Consider the following 22,975-nt stretch of genomic DNA (forward strand, 5'->3'; position numbering starts at 1 on the left):
AGCCGGAGTCTGGACCCGCCCCACACAAGCGCCTATCACCCGTTCCAACAACTGACAGAGCAAGAGAGGCCCGGCCCATGTCGCGCTATGCACCGGCGGAAATCGAAGCGAAATGGCAACAGGCGTGGCAGGATGCGGATATCTTTCGCGCCCGCCGGGATGAGGCCAAGCCGAAATACTACGTGCTGGAGATGTTCCCCTATCCGTCGGGGCGCATCCATATGGGTCATGTGCGCAATTACACGATGGGCGACGTTGTGGCGCGCTATAAGCTGTCGACGGGGCATAACGTGCTGCACCCGATGGGCTGGGACGCGTTCGGCATGCCCGCCGAGAATGCCGCGATGGCAAGCGGGGGCCATCCCAAGGACTGGACCTACGCCAATATCGCCACGATGCGCGACCAGATGCGGCCGCTGGGCCTGAGCATCGACTGGTCCCGTGAATTCGCCACCTGCGATCCTGAATACTATGGCCAGCAACAGGCGCTTTTCCTGGATTTCCTCGAAAAAGGGCTGGTCTACCGCAAGAACGCCGTGGTCAACTGGGACCCGGTGGACATGACCGTTTTGGCCAACGAGCAGGTGATCGACGGCAAGGGCTGGCGCTCGGGCGCCGAGGTGGAGCGGCGTGAATTGACGCAGTGGTTCTTCCGCATCTCGGATTTTTCTGAGGAGTTGCTGGAGGCCTTGGACAGCCTCGACGACTGGCCCGCCAAGGTGTGCACCATGCAGGAGAACTGGATCGGCAAATCGCGTGGTCTGCAATTCGCCTTTGGCCTCAATGACGGCCCTGACGGGCATGACCGGGTGGAGGTCTATACCACCCGGCCCGACACGCTGATGGGGGCGTCCTTCATCGGGATTTCGCCCGATCATCCGCTGGCCCGCCAGTTGGAGCGTGAGCGCGCCGATGTGGCGGCGTTCTGCGCCGAGGCGCGCAAGGGGGGCACCACCGCCGAGGCGATTGAAAAGGCCGAGAAGCTGGGGTTCGATACCGGGCTGACCTGCCGCCATCCGTTCGACACGTCGTGGGAATTGCCGGTCTATATCGCCAATTTCATCCTGATGGATTACGGCACCGGCGCGATTTTCGGTTGCCCCGGCCACGATCAGCGCGACCATGATTTCGCGCGCAAGTATGACCTGCCGATCCTCGACACCTTCCTGCCGCTTGACGCTGAGCACGACATCGAAGCCGCACCCTATGTGCCGCTCAAATCCGAGCGGGTGCGCTACACGCGGCTGGTGGCGGGCGAAGAAGAGCAGACCGGCGAGGCGGGTGTCGAGGCGGCGATTGAGTTCTGCGAGCAGAATGGCGTGGGGCAGGGGGTGACCAAGTTCCGGCTGCGCGATTGGGGCCTCAGCCGTCAACGCTATTGGGGCTGTCCCATTCCGGTGGTGCATTGCGAGACCTGCGGCGTGGTGCCCGAGAAGAAAGAGAACCTGCCGGTGCAGCTGCCGTATGACGAGGGCGGCACGCCGATTGATTTCTCCATCCCCGGCAACCCGCTCGACCGGCATCCCACGTGGCGTGACTGTGCCTGCCCGGCCTGTGGCAAACCCGCCCGGCGCGAGACGGACACGATGGATACTTTCGTGGATTCGAGCTGGTATTACGCCCGCTTCACCGCGCCCCGTGCCGAGACGCCCACGGACATGGCCGAGGCCGAGTACTGGATGAACGTGGATCAGTATATCGGCGGGATCGAGCACGCGATCCTGCATCTCTTGTATTCGCGGTTCTTCGCCCGGGCGATGAAGATCTGCGGGCATCTGCCCGAGAAGGCGATTGAGCCTTTCGATGCTCTGTTCACCCAAGGCATGGTGACGCATGAGATTTACCAGACGCGGGATGCCAAGGGCCGCCCAGTCTATCACCTGCCCGAGGAGGTCGAAAAGGTCACTTTCGAGGATAAGAGCGTATACGTCCTGAAATCCGAGTTGACCGAACGTGGCTGGGAAAATGGTGACAGCAACATTAGAGAAGCAATTGCAAAAAGCTTTGTCTCTTTTCCTCACTATGGCGTTGATGTCATCCCCTCCGCCAAGATGTCAAAATCCAAGAAGAACGTGGTCGATCCCTCGACCATCATTGCGGAATACGGGGCCGATACCGCGCGCTGGTTCGTCCTTTCCGACAGCCCGCCCGAGCGCGACGTGGAATGGACAGCCTCGGGCGCCGAGGCGGCGCATCGGCACCTTGCCCGCGTCTGGCGCATCGCATCCGAGATCGCGCAGACCCCCGGCGAGGCCGATCCGCAAGCCGACGAGGCGCTCTTGCGCGAGATGCACAAGACCATCGACGAGGTGACCAAGGGCGTGGACAGTTTCGGCTTCAATGCCGCCATCGCGCGGCTTTACGCCTTCACCAACTCGCTGGCCAAATCGAAGGCGGGGCAGGCGGCCAAGACCACCGCCGCGCGCACGCTGGCGCAGCTGATGTCGCCGATGACGCCGCATCTGGCCGAAGATGTCTGGGCGATGCTGGGCGGCGCGGGGCTGGTGGCGACCGCCCCTTGGCCCAAGGCGGACCCAGCGATGTTGATCGACGAGACGGTGATCCTGCCGATTCAGATCAACGGCAAACGCCGGGGTGAGCTGTCGCTGCCCGCCGACATGGAGAAATCCGAGGTTGAAAAAGCCGCGCTCGCGCATGAAGCTGTGCAAAAGGCCCTGAATGGGGGGCAACCCAAGAAGGTGATCGTGGTGCCGGGACGGATCGTGAATGTCGTCGTATAGCCGCCGCCTGCTGCTCGGCGCGGGGCTGGCCCTGGTGGCGGGCTGCGGCTTTGCGCCTGCCTATGCGCCGGGGGGCGCCGGGGCTGCGCTGATGGGGCAGGTCGAGGTGAGCGAGCCGGAGACGCGGGCGGGTTACCTGCTGACCCGTGAGCTTGAGGGTCGTCTGGGCCGGGCCCCCTCGGCGCGCTACGAGTTGCGCCCCGCGATCAGCCTTGCGACCGAGGCGATTTCCATTGATCGCAGCAACGTCGCATCAAGGTTCAACATGCTGGGGCGCGTCGAATATGCGCTGGTCGACCGGGAGACGGGCCTGACCGTGACCACCGGGTCGGTTGACAGCTTTACCGCCTTTTCTGCCACCGGCACGCCGGTCGCGACGCAGGCCGCCGAGCGCGATGCCGAGGTGCGGCTGATGACCATCCTCGCCGATCAGCTTGTGACCCGTCTGGTGGCGACTGTGCCCGACGCGGCGCGATGAAGCTGAGTGCGCGCGATGCGGCCCGCTATTTCGCCAAGCCCGAGGCGCATCGCACGGGACTGTTGATCTACGGTGCCGATGCGATGCGCGTGGCGCTCAAGCGGCAGCAGGTGATCGCGGCGCTGCTTGGTCCTGACGCCGAAGAGGAAATGCGCCTTGCCCGGATGGCGGGCGGGGATCTGCGCAAGGATGCCGCGCGGCTGATGGATGCGGTCAAAGCGCAAGGTTTTTTTCCGGGGCCGCGCGCGGCCTTTGTCGAGGATGCCAATGACGCGGCCGCCGACGCGATCCTGGCTGCGTTGAGTGACTGGCAGGAGGGCGATGCGCAGATCATCGTCACCGCAGGTCAGCTCAAGGCGACGTCGAAGATCCGCAAGGCGTTCGAGGCGCATCCCAATGCCTATGCCGTTGGAATTTATGACGAACCGCCCACGCGCGAGGAGATTGAGCGGGTGTTGGGAGAGGCCGGTCTGCGGGATATTCCCGGCCCGGTGATGAATGACCTCACGGCGCTTGCCCGCGATCTCGACCCCGGTGATTTTCGTCAGACGATGGAGAAGCTGGCGCTCTACAAGCTGGGCGAGGATGGCCCTTTGTCTTCGGAGGATATCGTCGCCTGCGCGCCCGCCTCGACCGAGGCCGATCTCGACGACATCCTCAATATCGTGGCCGAGGGACGCTCGGGCGAGATCGGCCCGGTGCTGCGGCGGTTGAAGGCGCAGGGGGTGCAGCCGGTGGGGCTGTGCATCGGGGCGACCCGGCATTTCAGGGCGCTCTACACGGCGGCCTCGGACCCCGGGGGGGCGGCGCAGGGCATCGCCCGGATGCGCCCGCCGGTCTTTGGCCCGCGCCGTGACCGCATGCTGCGGCAGGCGCAGGGCTGGGGAGCGGACAAGCTGCAGCAGGGGCTGACGATCCTCACAGACACCGACCTGCAACTGCGCTCGGCGGCGCAGCGGGCCCCCGAGATGGCGCTGATGGAACGGGCGCTTATCCGGTTGGCGATGCTGGCGGCTAGGTGAGGGGGGTGGGTTGGAAACCCACCCTACGCGGTGCCACCGGTGCGGGTTCGGGTTTTCGGCGTCGGTTCAAAGCACACCATGGAACGGGGTAAGGTGTGGCCTAAACCCGACATAGGCACCACCCGCGCGAAACGCACCGAAGGTGCCGCGCGATCGCCGGGCCGTCCCGCGGCCTGGCGATTTCATAGGGCGCGCAACGTGTCGAGGTTAGAATGACTTGGCTGCCATAAAGTACCCACCACGACCGTTGCTTCGCCAGTCCCCGGCCCTGCGATCACGCGGTACCTTTTGGCGGGGTGCTATGAGTGCTTCAGGCCAATCATCACCAAACCTTCACAGGTGCGCACGACTGGCCCTGCCGCCGTTGCCTTCGCCTGCTCTTTGCGCAATGCTGCCGCAAATCAAACCGAACGGGGACCGTTCCATGTATGACGTTATCGGATCGCGGGCCAGCCGGGCCTTTCGTGTGCTCTGGCTGCTTGAGGAAATGGGGTTGGAGTACAATCACCTGCCCGTCGCCCCGCGCTCGGCCGAGGCGCTGGCGGTGAACCCGTCGGGCAAGATCCCGGCGCTGCGGGAAGGCGATCAGGTGCTGACCGATTCCAGTGCGATCATGACCTATCTGGCTGACAAGCATGGCCGGATGACCCATCCTGCGGGCACTCCCGCCCGGGCGCGTCAGGATGCGCTGACGCATCAGATCCTCGATGAGGTCGATGCCGTGCTCTGGACGGCGGCGCGGCATTCCTTTGTGCTGCCCGAGGAGCACCGGGTGCCTGCGGTCAAGGACTCGCTCAAGTGGGAATATGCGCGTAATGTCAATGGGTTGGAAGCGGTCCTAAAGGGTCCGTTCCTGCAGGGCGAGACCATGACCATCGCCGATATCCTGCTGGCGCATTGCCTGATGTGGGCGGGCAAGGCGGGCTTTCCGGCCCCGCCTGCGCGGCTGGCGGCGTATCTCGATGCGATGATGGCGCGGCCCGCGTTTCAGCGGGCGGCGGCGCTGCCCTGAGCGTAGGCGGCGGCGTGGCGACCGGCCCAGACCCCCGTGGCGAGGCAGGCGGTCAGCAGGTAGCCGCCGGTGGGAGCCTCCCAATCGAGCATTTCACCGGCGGCGAAGGTACCGGGGCGGGTGTGCAGCATCAGGCCGTCAGTCAGGGCGTTAAAGCGTAGGCCGCCTGCGGTGGAGATGGCCTCGTCCATCGGGCGGGGGCCGAGGAGCGGGACGGGCAGCGCCTTGAGCGTGGCGGGCAGGTCCGGGGCGGTGCGGGCGAACTCCATCACCAGTGCGCATTTCACCGGGTCGAGGTTGAGCGCTTTGCGGAGGCGGTTTTTCAGGCTGTCGCGGGGGCGGGTGTTGGCCAGCCGTTGGGCGATTTGCGCGGTTGAGAGGTCGGGTGCGAGGTCGAGCGTGAGGGGGGCGCCGTCGCGCAGGGTGGCGCTGATCTCGTAGAGACCGCCGCCCTCGAGCCCGGTGGCGGAGAGGACGCATTCGCCACGCGAGCGGGCGGTGCCTGCGAGCAGTTCCACGCCTTTGACGGGGTTGCCGAAATGCGGGGTCATATGCGGCGACCAGTCCACGAGAAAGCCCATGTTGGCGGGGCGGAAGGGGGCGAGCGTCTCGGGGTCGAGATGCGCGCTCCAAGCCCCATCGGAGCCGAGCCGGGCCCAGCTTGCGCCGCCGCAGGCCAGCACGGTGACGGTGGGGGGGAGGCGCTGTGGCCCCTCGGGGGTGTCGAAGATGACCGCCGAGCTATCCCATCCGGTCCAGCGCCAGCGGGTGCGGGTCTGGGCGCCGAGGCTGCGCAATTCGGCCAGCATGCTGCGCAGGAGTGGCGAGGCCTTCATTACGCGCGGAAAGACCCGGCCGGTGGAGCCGGTGAAGAGCGTCTGTTCGTGCGCACGCGCCCAGTCCTGCACCGCGTCCGGCCCGAAGGCGGTGAGCATCGGGCGCAGGGCCTCGGCGCTGTCACCGTAGGCGGCGAGGAAGTCTTCGAAGGGTTCGGATTTGGTGAGGTTCAGCCCGGATTTACCGGCCATCAGGAATTTGCGTGCCACGGAGGGTTTGGCTTCGGCCAGCGTCACGCGCAGACCGGCGCGGGCGAGTTCGCGCGCGGCCATGAGACCCGCAGGCCCGGCCCCGATGACGAGCGCGTCGGTCATGCCTGCGCGACCCGTTCGATCACGACACGATCAAGCAGGACGACGTCCCAGCCGCGTTTGGTGTAGGGCACGCGCGCGCTGTTAAGCCAGTCTTCCAATGCGGCGACGATGCGGGGACGGCTGAAGGTCAAGTTCGATATGTTCAGTTTATGCCGGTTTCCGTCCATATCGCTGAGTTGCATCATTTCGATGTTCTTGGGCGCGCAGGAAAACTCGGCCCGTGCGAACGCGTGCCAGGCTATATGGTCAGGCACGCGAAGGCGACCCCGGGAGGTCGCGCTGCGAAAGGTGAGGCCGGTCTCGTCGATGCGCAAGACCCAGTCGGCCCAGTTGGACATGCGCCAGAGCAATGCGCCCGAGACCAGCAGGACCGGAGGGGCGATCAGGAACAGGACCGAGATGAAGCGCAGGTCGAAAAAGTCGATCCCCTGCGTGGTCATGAAGACCGCGAACGCGGCCACGAGCCCCCCGATCATGAACGCGATACCGGCACTGAAACGAAGCCATCCGCGCGCCGGGTAGGCGGTGAAGGGGTCCGGGGTCATGCAGCATCTCCGGCCTCGACGAGCGGTTGGCTGTTGAGCCCGACATGATGCAGCACGCGCTGCGGGAAGGGGATTTCAATGCCCTCGGCCTTGAGCGCGTTCCAGATCGCGAAGAGCACGTCGGACTGGTATTTTCCGGTGACATCCTCGATCCCCTCGACCCAGTATTCGACCGAGAAGTCCACGCCGCTGTCGGCGAAGGCCTTGAGCTCGCATTCGGGGGCGCGGGCGCCTTCGGTGAGAACGAAATCGAGCGCGGCAACGGCGGGTTCGATCAGGGCGGGGATGCGGTTGATGTCGGTGTCGTAGCTCACGGAGAAATCGGCCTCGTAGCGGCGTTGCGAGCCGGCGTCGGAGAGGTTGATGACGCGGGAGGTGATGAAATCCTCGTTCGGGACCACGATCCAGCGGCCATCGGGGGTCTCGAGGATGGCGGCGCGGGCGGTCATCTTGACAATGGTGCCCTCGGAGCCGTCATCGAGCACGACATAGTCGCCCACGGTGGTCTGCCCCTCCAGCAGCAGGATCACGCCGGAGACGAAATTGGCAGCGATCTGTTGCAGCCCGAGGCCGATGCCGACGCCGAGCGCGCCGCCGAGAACGGCGATGGCGGTGAGGTCGATGCCCATGATCGACATCAGGAGCAGGAAGGCCGCGCCGAAAATGGCGATCTGGCTGGCCTTCATCGCAAGTTCGCGGGTGGCGGGGCGCAGATCTTCCTGACGGCGGATGAAGTCTTCGGATTGGCTGTTGGACCAGCGGCCAAGCCAGAACAAGAGCGCGGCCGAGACCGCGCCGCGGATGAGGGACAGCGCCGAGAAGCTGATATTGCCGAGATCGACCGAGATGGCGGCGAGCCGGTCGTTGGCGAGCCCCAGAAGATCGAAGAGGTAGAGCAGCGCGACGGGCATGAGAACGAGGCGACCGAGCACCTTGAGGAACGGGTCGGTGACGATTTCGCGCACCAGAACGCGGGCGGCGAGGACCATGAAGAGCCGCTTGCCGAAGGCGATCACGTCGCCCGAGCCGAAGATAGAGCGGGTCACGCTCTCGCCGATGCCCGTGAGGCCGTAGGCCAGAAGCGGCATCAGGAGCGGCAGGAACATCAGCATGAAGCGCCGCGCCGAGGCGATCGGCCCGTCTTGGCCAGCGGCGGGGGTCAGCAGGCGGGTGAGCGCGGGGCGTATCCGCCCGGTGATGAGCACGGCCAGCAGCCAGGCCACCACCAGAATCGCGAATTGCGACCATGCCGCCGGGCTGAGCAGCCAGACCTTGGCCATGTCCCAGCCCTGCAGGCCGTAGCCGATGGCCGTCTGCAAGATCTCCGGTTGCCCCTCCATCACACACCCCTTGTCATCTTGACCCTTTGTGCCAGTCTCTTGCCCGCACTCTGGGATAGGATCAAGACAAACTGACCGACGCGCCGATTTGCCCGCTCTGCCTGCGGCCCATTCCGCCCGGCACTAGGCAGAGCCTGCATCACCTTGTGCCCAAGCTGAAGGGCGGCAAGGGTGGGGCGGTCGTGCGCCTGCATCAGATCTGTCACAACGAGATCCACGCGACGCTGACGGAAGTGGAATTGGCGCGGGATTACAGCACGGTGGAGGCGCTGCGCGCGCATCCGCGTCTGGCGAAGTTCATCGACTGGGTGGGGCGGCGCCCGCCGGAGTTTCATTCGAGAACGCCGGGGCCGAGACGGAAACGGTGAGGGGCGTCAGAGCACGTGCCAGAGCGAGAGGCCGCCCACAAGGATCAGGCTGAGCGCCCAGACCAGATCGAGGTTGAACCAGCTTTTCGACAGGAATTTGAGGCCGAGCCAGCGATAGACGCCGAAGGCGAGCGCGCCGCCCGAGAGCATCATCGCGGCTGTGTGCAGCAGGGCCACGGCGGCTGCGATGGTGACGTTGCCACCGATCAGCGTGTCGGCGGCGGCGTGTCCGGTGTCGGTGTCGACCGTGCCGCAGATGCCGAGATAGATCGGCACCAGCATCAGCCCCGCGCCATGCGCCATTGCCGCGAGAAACGACCAGAGCGCCAGCCGCGAGGGCGGCACCCGGGCGAGGAACCGGGGGTGCCTGCGATTGATCAACAGGTAGAGGCCGAGGCCGATCACGAGGCAGGCCGCGCCGATCTGGATTTCGCGCTGCCATGCCGCGAGGGCCATCAACGCCGAGAACGGGAATAGGATCGCGGCCATTGCGAGCAGGTGCCCGCCCGCCAGCGCCAGCAATGCCATCCACAGGCTGCTGCGCTTGCGCTCCATCAGTGCCGCCGAGACCGCGAGCGGCCAGCCCATGCCGGGATTGACCCCGTGATAGATGCCCGAGGCGACGACGGCCCACCACAGGGCCGCCGTGCTATTGAGATCCACCACGCCTTAGACGGAGGGGTAGCAGAAACTGTCGGTGGAACAGTCGCCGCCTTCGAGCCGGATCTGGTGGGCGCGGTAGCCCTTGGGGAAGTCCACGTAGAAATCCGGGTCGAGCGTCAGCCCGCCGTCTTCGCCGACATGGGCCATCACCATCTGCCCGCCCTCGTCCTCGGGGTAGAACTGATCGTCCCACGAGGAATAGAGGGAGTTGGTCCAGTAGACGCGTTTGCCGTCGCGGCTGATTTCCACCATCTGCGGGCCATAGGCGAAATCGCGGCCGTTGGGGTGTTTGGTGTCGGCGACGATGCCGCCCAGTTCGACCTTGCCCGCAAGCGTGGGGTTCATCGGGTCGGAGACATCGTATTGGTGCATCTCGCCGGTGCCCCAGCAGGCGACGTAGAGGTATTTGTCGTCAAGGCTGAGGTCGATATCGGTGACCAGCGGCGGCACCGCCTCGAACCCCTTGAGCAATTCGGGCAGATCGTCGGCGGCGGCGGGATGTGGCGGGATGGTGACGGTTTTCTTTGCGTCGAAGGTGCCGTCGTCCTTGCGCCACCATGTCCAGATCGAGCCTTCGAGATTGGTGGTGTCGACGACCACGCCGCAGAAGCCGTATTGCTTGGCCGGGTCATGGGCGGGCCGGATTTCCAGCGCCATCTGGTGATTTTCGCCAAAGTCGATGGTCTGCACGTTCTTGCGCGCGCGCAAATCCCAGAAATGGATGGAATGGCCGTATTTGTTGCTGAGCAGGTCCTCGGGGACGATGCCGTTTTCGTATTGCGGCGGCAGGCCCCATTCGGAACTGACCATGTAGTTGCGCGGCAAGTTCCACCAGAAATCGTATTGCTTGTCCTGCACGCCGCGATCCATCTCGTAGCGGCCGAGGATCTCGAAGGTCTCGCAATCCATGATGAACATGCCCGGCGGGCCGTCGGTGCCGTCCTTGCCGCCGCCGCCAAGGGTGGAGACATAGATGCCCTCGGGGCCGCAATGGATGGTGTGGGGACGCGAATAGCCGGTCTTGGCAAAGACCTCTTCGGGTTCGATGATCTTGTGGATCTTCGCCTTGAGCGGTTCCTTGACGTCGATGATGTAGATGCGGCTGGAGCGGATGCCGGGGATGATCAGGTAGCGGCGTTCGAGGAATGCGTGGCCGGTGAGGGGCGAAAGGGCTGAGGAACAGGCGTTCCAGCCGAAATGGTGAAACTCGTCGCCGGTGTTGGGCATGAACAGGCTATGAACGATCTGCCCGTATGTCTTGGACTTGGGATCCACGTCCACCACGGCGAGGCCGTCGGGCTGGCTGCCGTCGGGGCTGAGCATCAGGGTGAAGGCGAGCGTTTCCGCCGGCGCCTCCATCGCGAGTTTGGGTGTGGCGTGAAATGTCGGATCGGGCCGCAAGGTCATCTGGTTGTCCTCCCTGAACTACGCACCTGCCCTCCGCAACAGGCGCGGTTTACCCTGTCACGGAATGCGTGATGCGGCAAATCTTTTGCAAGACGGGGCGCGGGTCAGGGGCGGCAGAGGGCCTTGATCCCCGCGACATGGGCGGGGTCGGCGGCGAGCGGGTCGGCGGCAAGTGCGCGGGCGGTGTCGAGCACGGTTTCGGCGTCCGGGGGGACGCGATCGAAGAGGCCCCAGGCGAGCGCTGTTTCGGTGTCGATCTTCTGCCCGGCCATGAGGATCATTTTGGCACGGGCCGGGCCGACCAGCGCGCTGAGGCGCGCGGGGTCGCTGGGCTGGGGCAGAAAACCCAGTTTCATCACCGGGTAGAACGCCTTGGACCCCGGCGCGGCGATGCGGATGTCGCAGGCCAGCACCATGCCCATTGCGCCGCCCGCCACCGTGCCGTTGAGCGCGGCGATGCTGAGGCCGGGAAAGGCGGCGATGGCGGTTGAGAGACGTTCCCAGACCGGGCTGGTGGCGAGGCCTGCGCGGGCGGCCTCGAGATCGGCCCCGGCGGAGAACACCTTGCCCGCGCCGGTGAGGATGAAAACCTGCGCCTCGGATGCGGCGGCTTCAGCGATATCGGCAAGCTCCGACAGCATCGCCTCGGTCAGGGCGTTGGCCTTGTCGGGGCGGTCGAGCGTGGCGATCCAGAGGCCGCCGTCCTTGTCGAGCCGGATCATGCGAGGCCGATCCGGCGGCGGATATCCTCGTCGCGCAGGGATATTTCCTGGCCTACGAACTCATCGGCCTCGGGGCTGCACATCCACAAGAGCGCCCTGGCGGGCCAGTCGGCGGGGATGTGGTCGGACCAGTCGAGCGCGCTGACCGGGTTGACGCCGCTGGCCTTGATCTCGCGCTGCATGTCGGTGGCGACGGTGCCGGGCGAGAGGCCCATGACGCGCAGGCCTGCTGCGCGCGCCTCGTGATCGGCGCAACGGGTGAGCATCGCTGCCCCCGCCTTGGAGGTGCAATAGGCGCTCCAGCCTTCCAGCGGATTATGCGCCGCGCCGGAACTGACGGTGAGGATGGTGCCGGAGCGGCGCTCTATCATGCCGGGCAGGGCGGCGTGCATGCCGTTGAAGACGCCCTTGAGGTTGATGTCGATGGCATGGGCCCATGCGCCGGGGTCGACGTCGGCCAGTCCCGCGATGGGCTCGACCACGCCCGCGTTGTTGATCAGCACGTCAAGCTGTCCAAAGGCGGTGTGGCAGGCCTCGACCGCGGCCTCGACTTCCCAGTAGCGGCTGACGTCGCAGGGGATGGCGATGGCGCTGGGCCCGATTTCGCCCGCGAGATTGGCGATGGCGTCGCGATTGCGCGCCACCAGAGCCACATTGGCCCCCGCCTCGGCGAAAACTCGCGCAGCGGCGGCGCCGATGCCCTTGCTCGCGCCGGTGATGAGAACGCATTTGCCTTGCATGGTCATGGCTTGCCCCCTTTGGCCCTGTGATACGGAGCCTTGCATAGCCGTGCGGCGGGCGGAGTTCCAGTGACATCCTCCCTTGACCCCGCGCGCCCGAGGCCCGAAGTTATCGGCAACCCGTATTTGAAAAAGGTGCCTTGCATGTCTTATCTTCGCCCGCTGGCCGCGTCGGCCGTTCTCTTCGGTGTCACCGGCACCGCCGCGCTGGCCGATCTGACCGCCGATCAGGTCTGGCAGGACTGGACGACCTATCTGGAGGAGTTCGGTTATCGGATCACCGCCGACGAGAGCCGGTCCGGTGACACGCTGACGATCCGCGATCTGGCGATGGAGATGGCCTTGCCCGAGGGTGAGGGTGCGGTGTCGATGCGGATGGGGCAGGTGGAGTTCGTCGAGAACGGCGACGGCACCGTAACGGTGGTCCTGCCCGAGACGATGCCGATCGCGATTGCTGCCTCGGATGACGAGGCGCAGCAGGTCACGATGACGCTGGAGATGACGCACGAGGCGCTGGAGATGATCGTGTCGGGCACGCCCGAGGCGATGCAATACAGCTATGACGCGGAGGCGGTGACCATGGCGCTGACCGACCTTCGGGCCGGCGAGGAGACGCCGGAGATTCGCGCCGCGCAGATCCGCCTTGAGGATCTCAACGGCACGAGCCGGACCGCGCTTGGCGAGACGACGCGTGCGGTGCAACAGAACATGACGGCGGGCCCGGTGACCTATGATCTGGATTTCACCGATCCGACCGAGGGCGGCACGCTGGTGTTTTCCGGCTCTCTGGCGAATGCGACGTTCGCCGGGACCGGGGCGATCCCCGAGAGCTTTGACACCAATGACATGTCCGCCGCGTTGCGTGACGGGTTCCGGTTCGATAGCCGCATGGAATATCAGACCGGCAGCACCGTCTACCGGTTCGAGGATGATGGCGATGTGCTGGAGGGGGCAAACGGTTCCGATCGGGGCACGATAACGAGTTCCATCGGCCCGGATGGTCTGCGCTATGGCGGCGCGGGCGAGGGTGTGACGATCGCGATCAGTTCCAGCGACATGCCGTTCCCGGTCGATCTGAGCATGGCGCGGATGGGCTTCGATATCGCGATGCCGGTGATCGAGAGCGAGACCATGCAGGATTATGCGGTTGGGATGGAACTGGCCGAGTTCACCATGCCGGATCAGCTGTGGTCGCTGTTCGATCCCGGCGCGCAGTTGCCGCGTGATCCGGCGACGCTGAAGCTGGACCTGTCCGGCAAGGGGCGGCTGTTCGTCGATCTGTTCGACCCCGAGCAGATGGCGAACATCGAAAGCAGCGAGTCCGCGCCGGGCGAGGTCGAGAGCCTGACCCTGCATGACCTGACGCTCGATGTGGCGGGGGCGACGCTGACCGGCGAGGGGGCGTTTAAGTTTGATCAGACCGACACCGAGAGCTTTGGCGGCGCGCCCGCGCCGGAAGGCGAGGTCGATCTGCGCCTCGTGGGTGGCAATGGCTTGTTGGACAAGCTGATCGCCATGGGCCTCGTGCCGCAGGATCAGGCCACCGGCGTGCGGATGATGATGGGGCTGTTCGCGCGGTCCGGCCCGGGCGAGGATGAGCTGGTGTCCAAGATCGAAGTGACCGAGGACGGGCAGGTTCTGGCGAACGGACAGCGGATCAAGTAGGCTGCGCGGTCTCGGGCGCGGTCTCAGCCGGGTTCCAGATCGTCCAGCATCGCCGCGCGTTCCCGAATCCCTGCCGGGCGCAATGCCAGCGTCAATGCGCCCGGCAGGGCCGCTGACGCCAGAAACATCGCCTTCGTGCCGAACGTATCGGCGGCGACGCCTGCGAGGGCGGGGCCGATCATGCTGCCGCCTGCGGTGGCGAGCAGCGCGGCGGTGAAGCTGAGCGACGGCAGCGCCGGGAAGAGCCGTTCCGACCATGACGCCAGCACCGCACTGACCATCATCACGTGCAGCCCTTGCAGCCCCGCCGACAGGACCAGCCCGGCCCATGTGCCGGGGATCAGCGCCACCAGCGCGAGCGAGCCTGCGCCCGCCACCATCAGGAGGCGCAGGAGGGTGGCCAGGCCGATGGCGGCGTTGATGCGTGCCGTGGCGAGCCCGGCCAGACCGCAAAGCCCGTAGATCACGAAGACCAGTCCGGGTGTGGCCGAGGCGGGCAGGCCGAGGGTGCCGCCTGCGGCGCGGAGGTGGTCGGCGGCAAAGGAAATGTAGATCGCCGAGGTGGTGCCGTAGACGAAGGCCACGGCGAAGAGTGGCAGGGCGGCGGCGTGGCACAGCTCGTCCCATGCCGTGCGGGGGCGGGGTGCGCCGCCCGGCTCCACTTCGCGCAGCGCCGCCCAGTTGGCGGCGAGGGCGATCAGGCTGGCCACGGCAAACCCGGCCCAGCAGGCCCGCCACGAGAGGTCCGTTGCGATCAGCCCGAGGGCGGCGAGCCCGGCGAGGGCCACGCCGAGGCTGGTGCCGGTGCTGATCTCGGCTAGGGCTTTCGGGCGATTCATATCGCGGATCTTGCGGTGCACCGCGTCGTTGAACGGTGTCCAGGCGAAGCCCGCGCTCGACCCCGCCAGAAAGACGCCGAGTGCGAGCGTGGGCACGCCCTGGGCGAGGCTGACCAGTGCCATGCCGATCGAGGCGGCAAGGAGCCCAAGGGCCACCGGCGCGCGCGGGCCCTTGCGTCCGAGCATCGCCTGCGCGAGCAGGAGTGCCACGAAGAAGCCGAGGAAGCCAAGGCCCGAGACCAGCCCGACGGTGGTGTCGGACATCGCGAATGTCGCCTTGAATTCGGGCACGAACAGGCCAAAGCCCATGCGACCGGGGCCGAAGCTGATGGCGGTTGCGGCGAAACCGGCGGCGGAGAGGCTCTGGAAATAGGTCATGGCAGGCGGCCCCTTGTTGCGCGTGGTGGGCTCTGTCCCCGCGCGCCCCGCCGGGGACGCCCCCGATGTGTGGCCCGGTCGAAATATCTGCAAGGGCCGGCGCGCGGTATGGCTTTTCACGTGGCATGGCCTTGCACCATGGGCCGGGCCGGTCTACCTGAGTGTGGCATTCAGGAGACGCCCGTGCCCCAATCGCTCGATGATCTGTCCCATGCCCTGATCGGCGCCGCGCTGAAAGCCGGGGCGCAGTCGGCTGATGCCATCGCGATCCGGGGGCAATCGGTGATCGTCGACATGCGCGGCGGCACGCTGGAGCAGGCGGAGCGGGCCGAGGGCACCGATATCGGGCTGCGCGTGCTGATTGGCGGGCGGCAGGCCAATGTCTCGGCCTCGGACACCCGGCCCGAGACCATCGAGGCGCTGGCGACCCGTGCGGTGGCGATGGCGCGCGAGGCCCCCGAGGACCCCTACGCCGGGCTGGCCGAACCTGAGCAGCTTGCCCGCGATTGGGATCTGGCGGGGCTGGAGCTGTGCGACCCGACGGCGGAGCCCGCGCCCGATGCGCTGATGCAGATGGCGCAGGAGGCCGAGGCGGCGGCGCTGCGCGTGGCGGGCGTGAGCCAGGTGCAATCGGCGAGCGCGGCCTATTCGCACAATGCGGCGCATATCGCGGCGAGCAACGGGTTTTCGGGTGGCTATGCGCGCACCGATACGGGGCTGTCCTGCGTGGCCATTGGCGGCACCGGGTCGGGGATGGAGCGCGATTATGATGCCGACAGCCGCGTCTTTGCCGGCGATCTGCGCGGGGCGGAGGAAATCGGGCGGATTGCGGGGGAACGCACGGTCGAGCGGTTGAATGCCCGCCGCCCGCGCACCGGGGCCTATCCGGTGCTGTTCGACGAGCGCGTCGCGTCCTCGCTGATCGGGCATCTGCTGGTGGCGGCAAGTGGCGCGTCGGTGGCGCGGGGATCGTCCTGGTTGATGAACCGGCTGGGCGAGCAGGTGCTGCCCGAGGCGCTGTCGCTGCTGGAGGATCCGCACCGCCCGCGCGCCACCGGATCGCGCCCGTTTGACGCCGAGGGTCTGCCGACCGCGCCGCGCGCGATTGTCGAGAATGGCCGCCTGATGGGCTGGACGCTCGATCTGGCGAATGCTCGCAAGCTGGGGATGCGCTCCACCGGCAACGCGTCGCGCGGGACATCCGCGCCGCCGTCGCCCGCGACGTGGAACGTGGCGCTGACCCAAGGGGCGCAGAGCCGCGAGGATCTGCTGCACGAGATGGGCACGGGCCTGTTGGTGACGTCGATGATCGGGGCGACGATCAACCCCAATACGGGGGATTATTCGCGGGGCGCTGCCGGGTTCTGGATCGAGAATGGCGAGATTGCCTATCCGGTCAATGAATGCACCATCGCGGGCAGCCTTCCCGAGATGCTGCGCACGGTGATCCCCGCCAATGACGCGCGCCCGCATCTGAGCCGGGTGGTGCCGTCGCTTCTGGTCGAGGGGCTGACGCTTGCCGGCGAGTGACCTTTCCCTGCTGATCGAGGCCGCGCAGGACGCGGCGGAGATTGCGACGCGTTATATCGGCGCGCCGCTCGATATCCGCGACAAGCCCGGTGGGGCGGGGCCGGTGACCGAGGCCGATCTTGCGGTCGATGCCGCCCTCAAACAGATCCTGTGCGACGCGCGGCCCGATTACGGCTGGCTGTCGGAGGAGACCGAGGACGACGCCGCGCGGCTGAGCGCCGAACGGGTGTTCATCGTCGATCCCATCGATGGCACCCGCAGTTTCATCGAGGGCAATGACATCTGGGCGCATTCCATCGCCGTGGCCGAGCGTGGCGTGGTGACGGCGGCGGCGGTCTATCTGCCGATGCGCGACAAGCTCTATGCGGCAGGCGCCGGGCTGGGTGCGACGCTGAACGACGCGCCGATCCGGGCCACGACGCGGGCTGATCTGGGGGGCGCGTCGCTGCTCGCGGCCACGCCCGCCTTTGCCCCCGAGGTCTGGCGCGAGGGGCGTGCGCCGGAAGTGACGCGCGGCTTTCGCCCTTCCTTGGCCTATCGCCTGAGCCTTGTAGCGGAGGGGCGCTATGACGCGATGATGACGCTGCGCCCGACCTGGGAATGGGATATCGCGGCGGGCGATCTGATCCTGCGCGAGGCGGGGGCGGTGACATCCGACCGGCGGAAGGCGCCGCTGCGGTTCAACAACCCGGTGCCGCGTCTCGACGGGGTGCTGGCGGCCAATCCGGCGCTGCACGGCGCGCTGCACGCGGCACTGGCAGACTGACGCGCTCTGATCCCCCCTTGCACCCGGGTGCGATCCGCGTCTAATGCGCGGGACTTGTGATCAAAAAACAGGCAGACCATGCCCCGTTCCGACAACCTGACCGGCGCGCTCCTGATGATGGGGTCGATGGCGGCGTTCACCATAAACGATGCGATGATCAAGGGCCTGTCGGGGCAGGTGCCGCTGTTTCAGGTGATGTTCCTGCGCGGGGTGGTGACGACGGTGCTGGTGGCGGTGATCGCCTGGCGGATGGGGGCGCTGACGAAGCGCCTGCCGCGAGAGGATTGGGGGCCGGTATTCTGGCGCATGGTTGGCGAGATCGGCTCCGCCTATTTCTTTGTCTCGGCGCTCTTTAACATGCCGATTGCCAATATCAGCGCGATCATGCAGGCGCTGCCGCTGACGATCACGCTGGCCGCCGCGCTGTTCTTCCGCGAGCCGGTGGGCTGGAAGCGGATGTCGGCGATCCTTGCGGGGTTCATCGGCGTGATGCTAATCGTGCGGCCCGGCACCGAGGGGTTCAATGTCTATTCGGTCTACGGTCTGGCGGCGGTGGCCTTTGTCACGCTGCGCGATCTGGCGACGCGCAAGCTGTCGCGCGATGTGCCGTCGATGCTGGTGACGCTGATCACCTCGTTTTTCATCATGGTATTCTTTGGTCTGGCGAGCCTGACCGGGGACTGGGCCCCGGTCGACGGGCGCGCCATGCTGCTGATCGGGGGGGCTGCGGTGATGATCATCGGCGGGTATCTCTTTTCGATCATGGTGATGCGGGTGGGCGAGATCGGCTTTGTCGCGCCGTTTCGGTATACCAGCCTGATCTGGGCGCTGATCCTGGGGTGGGTGGTGTTCGGTGACTGGCCGCAGACCGTCACGCTGATTGGGGCGGCGATTGTCGTGGCCTCGGGGCTGTTCACGCTCTACCGCGAGGCGCAGGTCAGCCGACGGGCACGGGCGGCGCAGAAAAGACAGCTTTCACTTGGTCCTCGTCCACGTTGAACTGCGCCTTGAAGAAGGCGCGCTCCTTGTCGGTGAGGGGCTGCAGGCTGCGCGGCTCGAAATTGGCGCCTGAGTCGTTGTCGTCATGCTTGGACCGCAGATACATCTTCGGCGTCGGGTTGGAGATCATCGGCATTTCCAGGTGCAGCTTGTGATGGCCGTAATTCATCACCGTGCGCGGATCGCCGGGGCGAAAGAGAACGGCGAGACCACAGGCCCAGAACGGGGACTGGACCTCTTCGGCGCTGATGCCCTGATCCGAGAGGCCGACCGAGTAGCCGCGATTATACTCGAACGCCACGGTGCGCCACTTCTTGCGCATGGTGCGGCTGGCCTTGGCGGACCAGCGCAGGCTGCGGGTGAAGCCGACGGCGACGGCGTCGTCATCATCCAGCCGGAACTGGATGGATTCCGTTTCGTCCTCGCCCAACTCTTCCTTGATGGCAAGCTGCATGGCGCTGCGGTGGCGCATCGGGGGCTGTGCGACGATCCTGATCTGCGGCACGGCGGCGGTCAGGTCGTGAAGGCGGTCGCGATAGGGTTTCGGCAGGCTCTCGCCCACAACGATGAGAAAGGTGAAATCGGGGTTCTGCTGGGCGGCGATGGAGGGCAGGGTGAGGCATTCGAAATGCCGGAAACGCAACTCCATGCGCGCGGGATCGTAGAGATAGGCCTCGCGCGCCTCGATGCTGTCATGCATCCGCTTGAACCCGCCCTGCGCGGGGTAGGAGAACCGGCAAATTCCGATGACGCGCATGATGTCGGACACTCCGGACAGGGTGGGTTGGCAGCGTTTCGCCTGTGCGATACATCGCATTCGCAAAGCCATTGCGCAAGCACCGGGCGGGCCTGTTGACAACCCCCGCGACTCCCCCTATACGCGCCCCATCCAAGGCAAAGGGGGCCGCCCCACCGCCTGTATCAGAACTGAAGTGGTCAAGATCCGGGCGTGATGCCCCGATCCTCTGGAAACCCACCGCGTCGGACCCGAAATATGGGGTGCGATTGCGGTTTTTGCGTATTGCGGACGCGCAGTGTGCTTTTGATTAACCGCACGGGTCACCTCGTGCAGACACATGTGTTGAGAGACGGGGAAAAAACCGGAATGCCAACGATCCAACAGCTGATCCGCAAGCCGCGGCAGCCGAAAGTCAGAACCACCAAGTCACAGCACCTGCAGGGCTGCCCGCAGAAACGTGGCGTTTGCACGCGCGTCTACACCACGACGCCGAAGAAGCCGAACTCGGCCATGCGGAAGGTTGCCAAGGTGCGCCTGACCAATGGCTTCGAGGTCATCAGCTACATTCCCGGTGAAAGCCACAACCTTCAGGAACACTCGGTTGTCCTGATCCGTGGCGGCCGTGTGAAAGACCTTCCCGGCGTGCGTTATCACATCCTGCGCGGCGTGCTCGACACGCAGGGCGTCAAGGATCGCAAACAGCGCCGCTCGAAATACGGCGCCAAGCGTCCGAAATAAGGATTTCGGGCGTCCCGGCATCGGCCCGGGGCCTCGCCCGCAGAGGAACAAGAGGAATATCAGATGTCCCGTCGTCACGCCGCTGAAAAACGCGAAATTCTGCCCGACGCCAAGTATGGCGACCGGGTTCTGACCAAGTTCATGAACAACCTGATGGTGGACGGCAAGAAGTCCGCCGCAGAGAAGATCGTCTACAACGCGCTGGAGCGCGTCGAGAGCAAGATCAAGCGCGCACCGGTGGAAGTGTTCCACGAGGCGCTCGACAACATCAAGCCCTCGGTCGAGGTGCGCTCGCGCCGTGTCGGCGGTGCCACCTACCAGGTGCCCGTCGAGGTCCGCCCCGAGCGCCGCGAAGCCCTGGCGATCCGCTGGCTGATCAACGCGTCGCGCGCCCGCAACGAGAACACCATGGAAGAGCGTCTTGCCGGTGAGCTGGTCGACGCTGTCCAGAGCCGCGGCTCGGCCGTGAAAAAGCGCGAAGACACCCACAAGATGGCAGACGCGAACAAAGCGTTCAGCCATTACCGCTGGTAAACCTTTAGAGGCATCTGAATCATGGCACGCGACTATCCGCTCGAACGCTATCGCAACTTCGGCATCATGGCCCATATCGATGCAGGCAAGACCACCTGCTCGGAACGGATCCTGTTCTACACCGGCAAATCCCACAACATCGGTGAGGTGCACGATGGTGCGGCCACCATGGACTGGATGGAGCAGGAGCAGGAACGCGGGATCACGATCACCTCGGCTGCGACGACGACGTTCTGGCAGTGGCAGGAGGACCCCACCAAGGAGGGGACCGACGACACCAAGTTCCGGATGAACATCATCGACACGCCCGGCCACGTCGATTTCACCATCGAGGTCGAGCGCTCGCTCGCCGTGCTCGACGGCGCGATCTGCGTGCTGGATGCCAATGCTGGTGTCGAGCCGCAGACCGAAACCGTCTGGCGTCAGGCCGACCGGTACAAGGTTCCGCGTATCGTCTTCGTCAACAAGATGGACAAGATCGGCGCCGATTTCTACAACTGCGTCAAGATGATCGAGGATCGCACCGGCGCGCGGGCCGTGCCTGTTGCGCTGCCGATCGGGGCCGAGACCGAGCTCGAGGGCATCATCGATCTGGTGACCATGGAAGAGTGGACCTGGAAAGGTGAGGATCTGGGCGCGTCCTGGACCCGTCAGCCGATCCGTGACGAGCTCAAGGACACCGCCGACGAGTGGCGCGCCAAGCTCATCGAGAACGCCGTCGAAATGGACGACGACGCTATGATGGAATACCTCGAAGGCAACGAGCCCGACATCCCCACCCTGCGCAGCCTGATCCGCAAGGGCACGCTGTCGCTCAGCTTCGTGCCGGTTCTGGGTGGCTCGGCGTTCAAGAACAAGGGCGTGCAGCCGCTGCTGAACGCCGTGGTCGATTTCCTGCCGAGCCCGCTCGACGTGGTCGATTACATGGGCTTCAGCCCCGATGACGAGACCGAGACCCGTGACATTCCGCGTCGCGCCGACGATTCGATGCCGTTCTCGGGCCTGGCGTTCAAGATCATGAACGACCCGTTCGTGGGCTCGCTCACCTTCACGCGCATCTATTCGGGCGTGATCAACAAGGGTGATACAGTCCAGAACTCGACCAAGGGCAAGAAAGAGCGCATCGGCCGGATGATGATGATGCACTCCAACAACCGTGAAGAGATCGACGAGGCCTTCGCTGGCGACATCATCGCGCTTGCCGGTCTCAAGGACACCACCACCGGGGACACGCTGTGTGATCCCAAGGCGCAGGTCGTTCTGGAAACCATGACCTTCCCCGATCCGGTGATCGAGATCGCGGTCGAGCCCAAGACCAAGGGCGACCAGGAAAAGATGTCCGCCGGTCTGGCGCGGCTTGCCGCCGAAGACCCGTCGTTCCGCGTCGAAACCGACATGGAGAGCGGCCAGACCATCATGAAGGGCATGGGCGAACTTCACCTCGATATTCTGGTGGATCGTCTCAAGCGCGAATTCAAGGTCGACGCCAATATCGGCGCGCCGCAGGTGGCCTATCGCGAGACCATCGGTCACGAGGTCGAGCATACCTACACCCACAAGAAACAGTCGGGTGGGTCGGGTCAGTTCGCCGAGGTCAAGATGATCATCTCGCCGACCGAGGCGGGCGAAGGCTTCAGCTTCGAGAGCCGTATCGTCGGTGGCTCGGTGCCCAAGGAATACATTCCGGGCGTCGAGAAGGGCATCCGCTCAGTCATGGATAGCGGCCCGCTCGCCGGCTTCCCGGTGATCGACTTCAAGGTGGCGCTGATCGACGGTAAGTTCCACGACGTTGACTCGTCGGTGATGGCATTCGAGATCGCGGGCCGGATGTGCATGCGCGAAGGTCTGCGCAAGGCGGGGGCCAAGCTGCTTGAGCCGATCATGAAGGTCGAGGTGGTGACACCCGAGGAATATACCGGCAACGTTATCGGCGATCTCACGTCGCGGCGCGGCCAGGTCTCGGGTCAGGAGCCGCGCGGCAACGCCATCTCGATCAATGCGAACGTGCCGCTCGCCAACATGTTCGGCTACATCAACACGCTGCGCTCGATGTCCTCGGGCCGCGCGCAGTTCACGATGCAGTTCTCGCATTACGATCCCGTGCCGCAGAACATCTCGGAAGAGATCCAGTCGAAATACGCATAACCGGGTGGCGGGGAGACCCCCGCCCTACCCAAACCGTAGGGTGGGTGTAAACCCACCATCCGCAACGAAAAAAGGAGCCACGACCATGGCAAAGGAAAAGTTTGACCGTTCGAAACCGCATGTGAACATCGGCACGATCGGGCATGTGGACCACGGCAAGACGACGCTGACGGCGGCGATCACGAAGTATTTTGGGGATTTCCGGGCCTATGACCAGATCGACGGCGCGCCCGAGGAGAAGGCCCGCGGGATCACGATCTCGACGGCGCATGTGGAATACGAGACCGACACGCGTCACTACGCGCATGTCGACTGCCCCGGCCACGCCGACTATGTCAAGAACATGATCACCGGTGCGGCGCAGATGGACGGCGCGATCCTGGTGGTGAACGCCGCCGACGGCCCGATGCCGCAAACCCGCGAGCACATCCTGCTGGGTCGCCAGGTCGGCAT

The 22,975-nt window shown here is 65.5% G+C and carries 22 protein-coding genes; 13 read left to right on the top strand and 9 right to left on the bottom strand.

Annotation, left to right across the window (positions count from 1 at the left end; all coding sequences use genetic code 11):
• The first annotated feature begins 77 nt into the window (after nucleotides 1–77).
• From leuS to BMX04_RS09190, 4 genes are all read left to right on the top strand, one after another.
• Nucleotides 78–2,741, top strand: coding sequence for a leucine--tRNA ligase (leuS, locus tag BMX04_RS09175; protein WP_074785950.1), 2,664 nt, complete (start codon nucleotides 78–80; stop codon nucleotides 2,739–2,741).
• Nucleotides 2,728–3,219 (top strand): LPS assembly lipoprotein LptE, encoded by a 492-nt coding sequence (lptE, locus tag BMX04_RS09180; protein WP_074785951.1) that lies wholly within the window; start codon nucleotides 2,728–2,730, stop codon nucleotides 3,217–3,219. Before leuS ends, lptE begins: the two co-directional genes overlap by 14 nt.
• Nucleotides 3,216–4,241 (top strand): DNA polymerase III subunit delta, encoded by a 1,026-nt coding sequence (gene holA, locus BMX04_RS09185; protein WP_074785952.1) that lies wholly within the window; start codon nucleotides 3,216–3,218, stop codon nucleotides 4,239–4,241. The genes lptE and holA overlap by 4 nt, the downstream gene beginning before the upstream one ends.
• A gap of 424 nt (nucleotides 4,242–4,665) precedes the next feature.
• Nucleotides 4,666–5,253: a glutathione S-transferase family protein gene (locus BMX04_RS09190; protein ID WP_074785953.1), complete on the top strand. Its 588-nt coding sequence runs from the start codon at nucleotides 4,666–4,668 to the stop codon at nucleotides 5,251–5,253.
• Here BMX04_RS09190 and BMX04_RS09195 read toward each other — a convergent pair.
• The 3 genes from BMX04_RS09195 to BMX04_RS09205 are packed head-to-tail and all read right to left on the bottom strand — an operon-like array spanning nucleotide 5,229 to nucleotide 8,289.
• Entirely contained in the window at nucleotides 5,229–6,404 is a 1,176-nt protein-coding gene (locus BMX04_RS09195) for a TIGR03862 family flavoprotein (RefSeq protein ID WP_074785954.1), read from the bottom strand. The genes BMX04_RS09190 and BMX04_RS09195 overlap by 25 nt on opposite strands.
• Nucleotides 6,401–6,949 (bottom strand): hypothetical protein, encoded by a 549-nt coding sequence (locus tag BMX04_RS09200; protein WP_074785955.1) that lies wholly within the window; start codon nucleotides 6,947–6,949, stop codon nucleotides 6,401–6,403. The genes BMX04_RS09195 and BMX04_RS09200 overlap by 4 nt, the downstream gene beginning before the upstream one ends.
• Nucleotides 6,946–8,289 (bottom strand): mechanosensitive ion channel family protein, encoded by a 1,344-nt coding sequence (locus tag BMX04_RS09205; protein ID WP_074785956.1) that lies wholly within the window; start codon nucleotides 8,287–8,289, stop codon nucleotides 6,946–6,948. Before BMX04_RS09205 ends, BMX04_RS09200 begins: the two co-directional genes overlap by 4 nt.
• 71 nt (nucleotides 8,290–8,360) lie before the next feature.
• Here BMX04_RS09205 and BMX04_RS09210 point away from each other — a divergent pair, with 71 nt between their 5' ends.
• A complete protein-coding gene (locus BMX04_RS09210) occupies nucleotides 8,361–8,657 on the top strand; it encodes an HNH endonuclease family protein (protein ID WP_074785957.1) in 297 nt (98 codons plus the stop codon).
• A gap of 6 nt (nucleotides 8,658–8,663) precedes the next feature.
• Here the strand turns inward: BMX04_RS09210 and BMX04_RS09215 are convergent, their stop codons facing one another.
• The 4 genes from BMX04_RS09215 to BMX04_RS09230 form a co-directional block, all read right to left on the bottom strand.
• A complete protein-coding gene (locus BMX04_RS09215; protein ID WP_420876401.1) occupies nucleotides 8,664–9,320 on the bottom strand; it encodes a hypothetical protein in 657 nt (218 codons plus the stop codon).
• Between the two features lie 6 nt (nucleotides 9,321–9,326).
• A complete protein-coding gene (locus tag BMX04_RS09220) occupies nucleotides 9,327–10,727 on the bottom strand; it encodes a selenium-binding protein SBP56-related protein (protein WP_074785959.1) in 1,401 nt (466 codons plus the stop codon).
• Between the two features lie 104 nt (nucleotides 10,728–10,831).
• A complete protein-coding gene (locus BMX04_RS09225) occupies nucleotides 10,832–11,449 on the bottom strand; it encodes an enoyl-CoA hydratase/isomerase family protein (protein ID WP_074785960.1) in 618 nt (205 codons plus the stop codon).
• Nucleotides 11,446–12,195, bottom strand: a complete 750-nt coding sequence (locus BMX04_RS09230; protein ID WP_074785961.1) for an SDR family oxidoreductase — start codon at nucleotides 12,193–12,195, stop codon at nucleotides 11,446–11,448. The genes BMX04_RS09225 and BMX04_RS09230 overlap by 4 nt, the downstream gene beginning before the upstream one ends.
• 138 nt (nucleotides 12,196–12,333) lie before the next feature.
• Here BMX04_RS09230 and BMX04_RS09235 point away from each other — a divergent pair, with 138 nt between their 5' ends.
• Nucleotides 12,334–13,854 (top strand): DUF2125 domain-containing protein, encoded by a 1,521-nt coding sequence (locus BMX04_RS09235; protein ID WP_074785962.1) that lies wholly within the window; start codon nucleotides 12,334–12,336, stop codon nucleotides 13,852–13,854.
• A gap of 23 nt (nucleotides 13,855–13,877) precedes the next feature.
• Here the strand turns inward: BMX04_RS09235 and BMX04_RS09240 are convergent, their stop codons facing one another.
• Nucleotides 13,878–15,071 carry an MFS transporter gene (locus tag BMX04_RS09240; RefSeq protein ID WP_074785963.1) on the bottom strand — a complete coding sequence of 398 codons (1,194 nt, stop codon included), beginning with the start codon at nucleotides 15,069–15,071 and terminating at the stop codon, nucleotides 13,878–13,880.
• A gap of 138 nt (nucleotides 15,072–15,209) precedes the next feature.
• On the opposite strand from BMX04_RS09240, the gene BMX04_RS09245 reads away from it, so the two are divergent.
• The 3 genes from BMX04_RS09245 (at nucleotide 15,210) to BMX04_RS09255 (ending at nucleotide 18,366) form a co-directional block, all read left to right on the top strand.
• On the top strand, nucleotides 15,210–16,601 hold the full coding sequence (locus BMX04_RS09245) for a TldD/PmbA family protein (protein ID WP_083398139.1): 1,392 nt from the start codon (nucleotides 15,210–15,212) through the stop codon (nucleotides 16,599–16,601).
• On the top strand, nucleotides 16,588–17,367 hold the full coding sequence (locus BMX04_RS09250) for an inositol monophosphatase family protein (RefSeq protein ID WP_074785965.1): 780 nt from the start codon (nucleotides 16,588–16,590) through the stop codon (nucleotides 17,365–17,367). Before BMX04_RS09245 ends, BMX04_RS09250 begins: the two co-directional genes overlap by 14 nt.
• 78 nt (nucleotides 17,368–17,445) lie before the next feature.
• Nucleotides 17,446–18,366, top strand: a complete 921-nt coding sequence (locus tag BMX04_RS09255) for a DMT family transporter (protein WP_074785966.1) — start codon at nucleotides 17,446–17,448, stop codon at nucleotides 18,364–18,366.
• Here BMX04_RS09255 and BMX04_RS09260 read toward each other — a convergent pair.
• A complete protein-coding gene (locus tag BMX04_RS09260; protein WP_050664087.1) occupies nucleotides 18,305–19,123 on the bottom strand; it encodes a putative rhamnosyl transferase in 819 nt (272 codons plus the stop codon). The two genes, BMX04_RS09255 and BMX04_RS09260, sit on opposite strands and share 62 nt — an antisense overlap.
• Before the next feature lie 348 nt (nucleotides 19,124–19,471).
• Between BMX04_RS09260 and rpsL the strand changes: the two genes are divergently transcribed.
• From rpsL to BMX04_RS09280, 4 genes are all read left to right on the top strand, one after another.
• The gene (gene rpsL, locus BMX04_RS09265) at nucleotides 19,472–19,843 is read left to right on the top strand and encodes a 30S ribosomal protein S12 (protein ID WP_008281863.1); all 372 of its coding nucleotides are present in this window, start codon (nucleotides 19,472–19,474) and stop codon (nucleotides 19,841–19,843) included.
• 63 nt (nucleotides 19,844–19,906) lie between these two features.
• The gene (rpsG, locus tag BMX04_RS09270) at nucleotides 19,907–20,377 is read left to right on the top strand and encodes a 30S ribosomal protein S7 (RefSeq protein ID WP_074785967.1); all 471 of its coding nucleotides are present in this window, start codon (nucleotides 19,907–19,909) and stop codon (nucleotides 20,375–20,377) included.
• A gap of 21 nt (nucleotides 20,378–20,398) precedes the next feature.
• Complete coding sequence (gene fusA / locus BMX04_RS09275; RefSeq protein WP_074785968.1) at nucleotides 20,399–22,522, top strand: elongation factor G; 2,124 nt, start codon at nucleotides 20,399–20,401, stop codon at nucleotides 22,520–22,522.
• Between the two features lie 85 nt (nucleotides 22,523–22,607).
• A partial coding sequence (locus tag BMX04_RS09280) for a GTP-binding protein (RefSeq protein ID WP_175477344.1) occupies nucleotides 22,608–22,975 on the top strand: 368 nt, incomplete at its 3' end.

It is taken from the genome of Roseovarius tolerans, assembly GCF_900109855.1.
Taxonomy (GTDB): domain Bacteria; phylum Pseudomonadota; class Alphaproteobacteria; order Rhodobacterales; family Rhodobacteraceae; genus Roseovarius; species Roseovarius tolerans.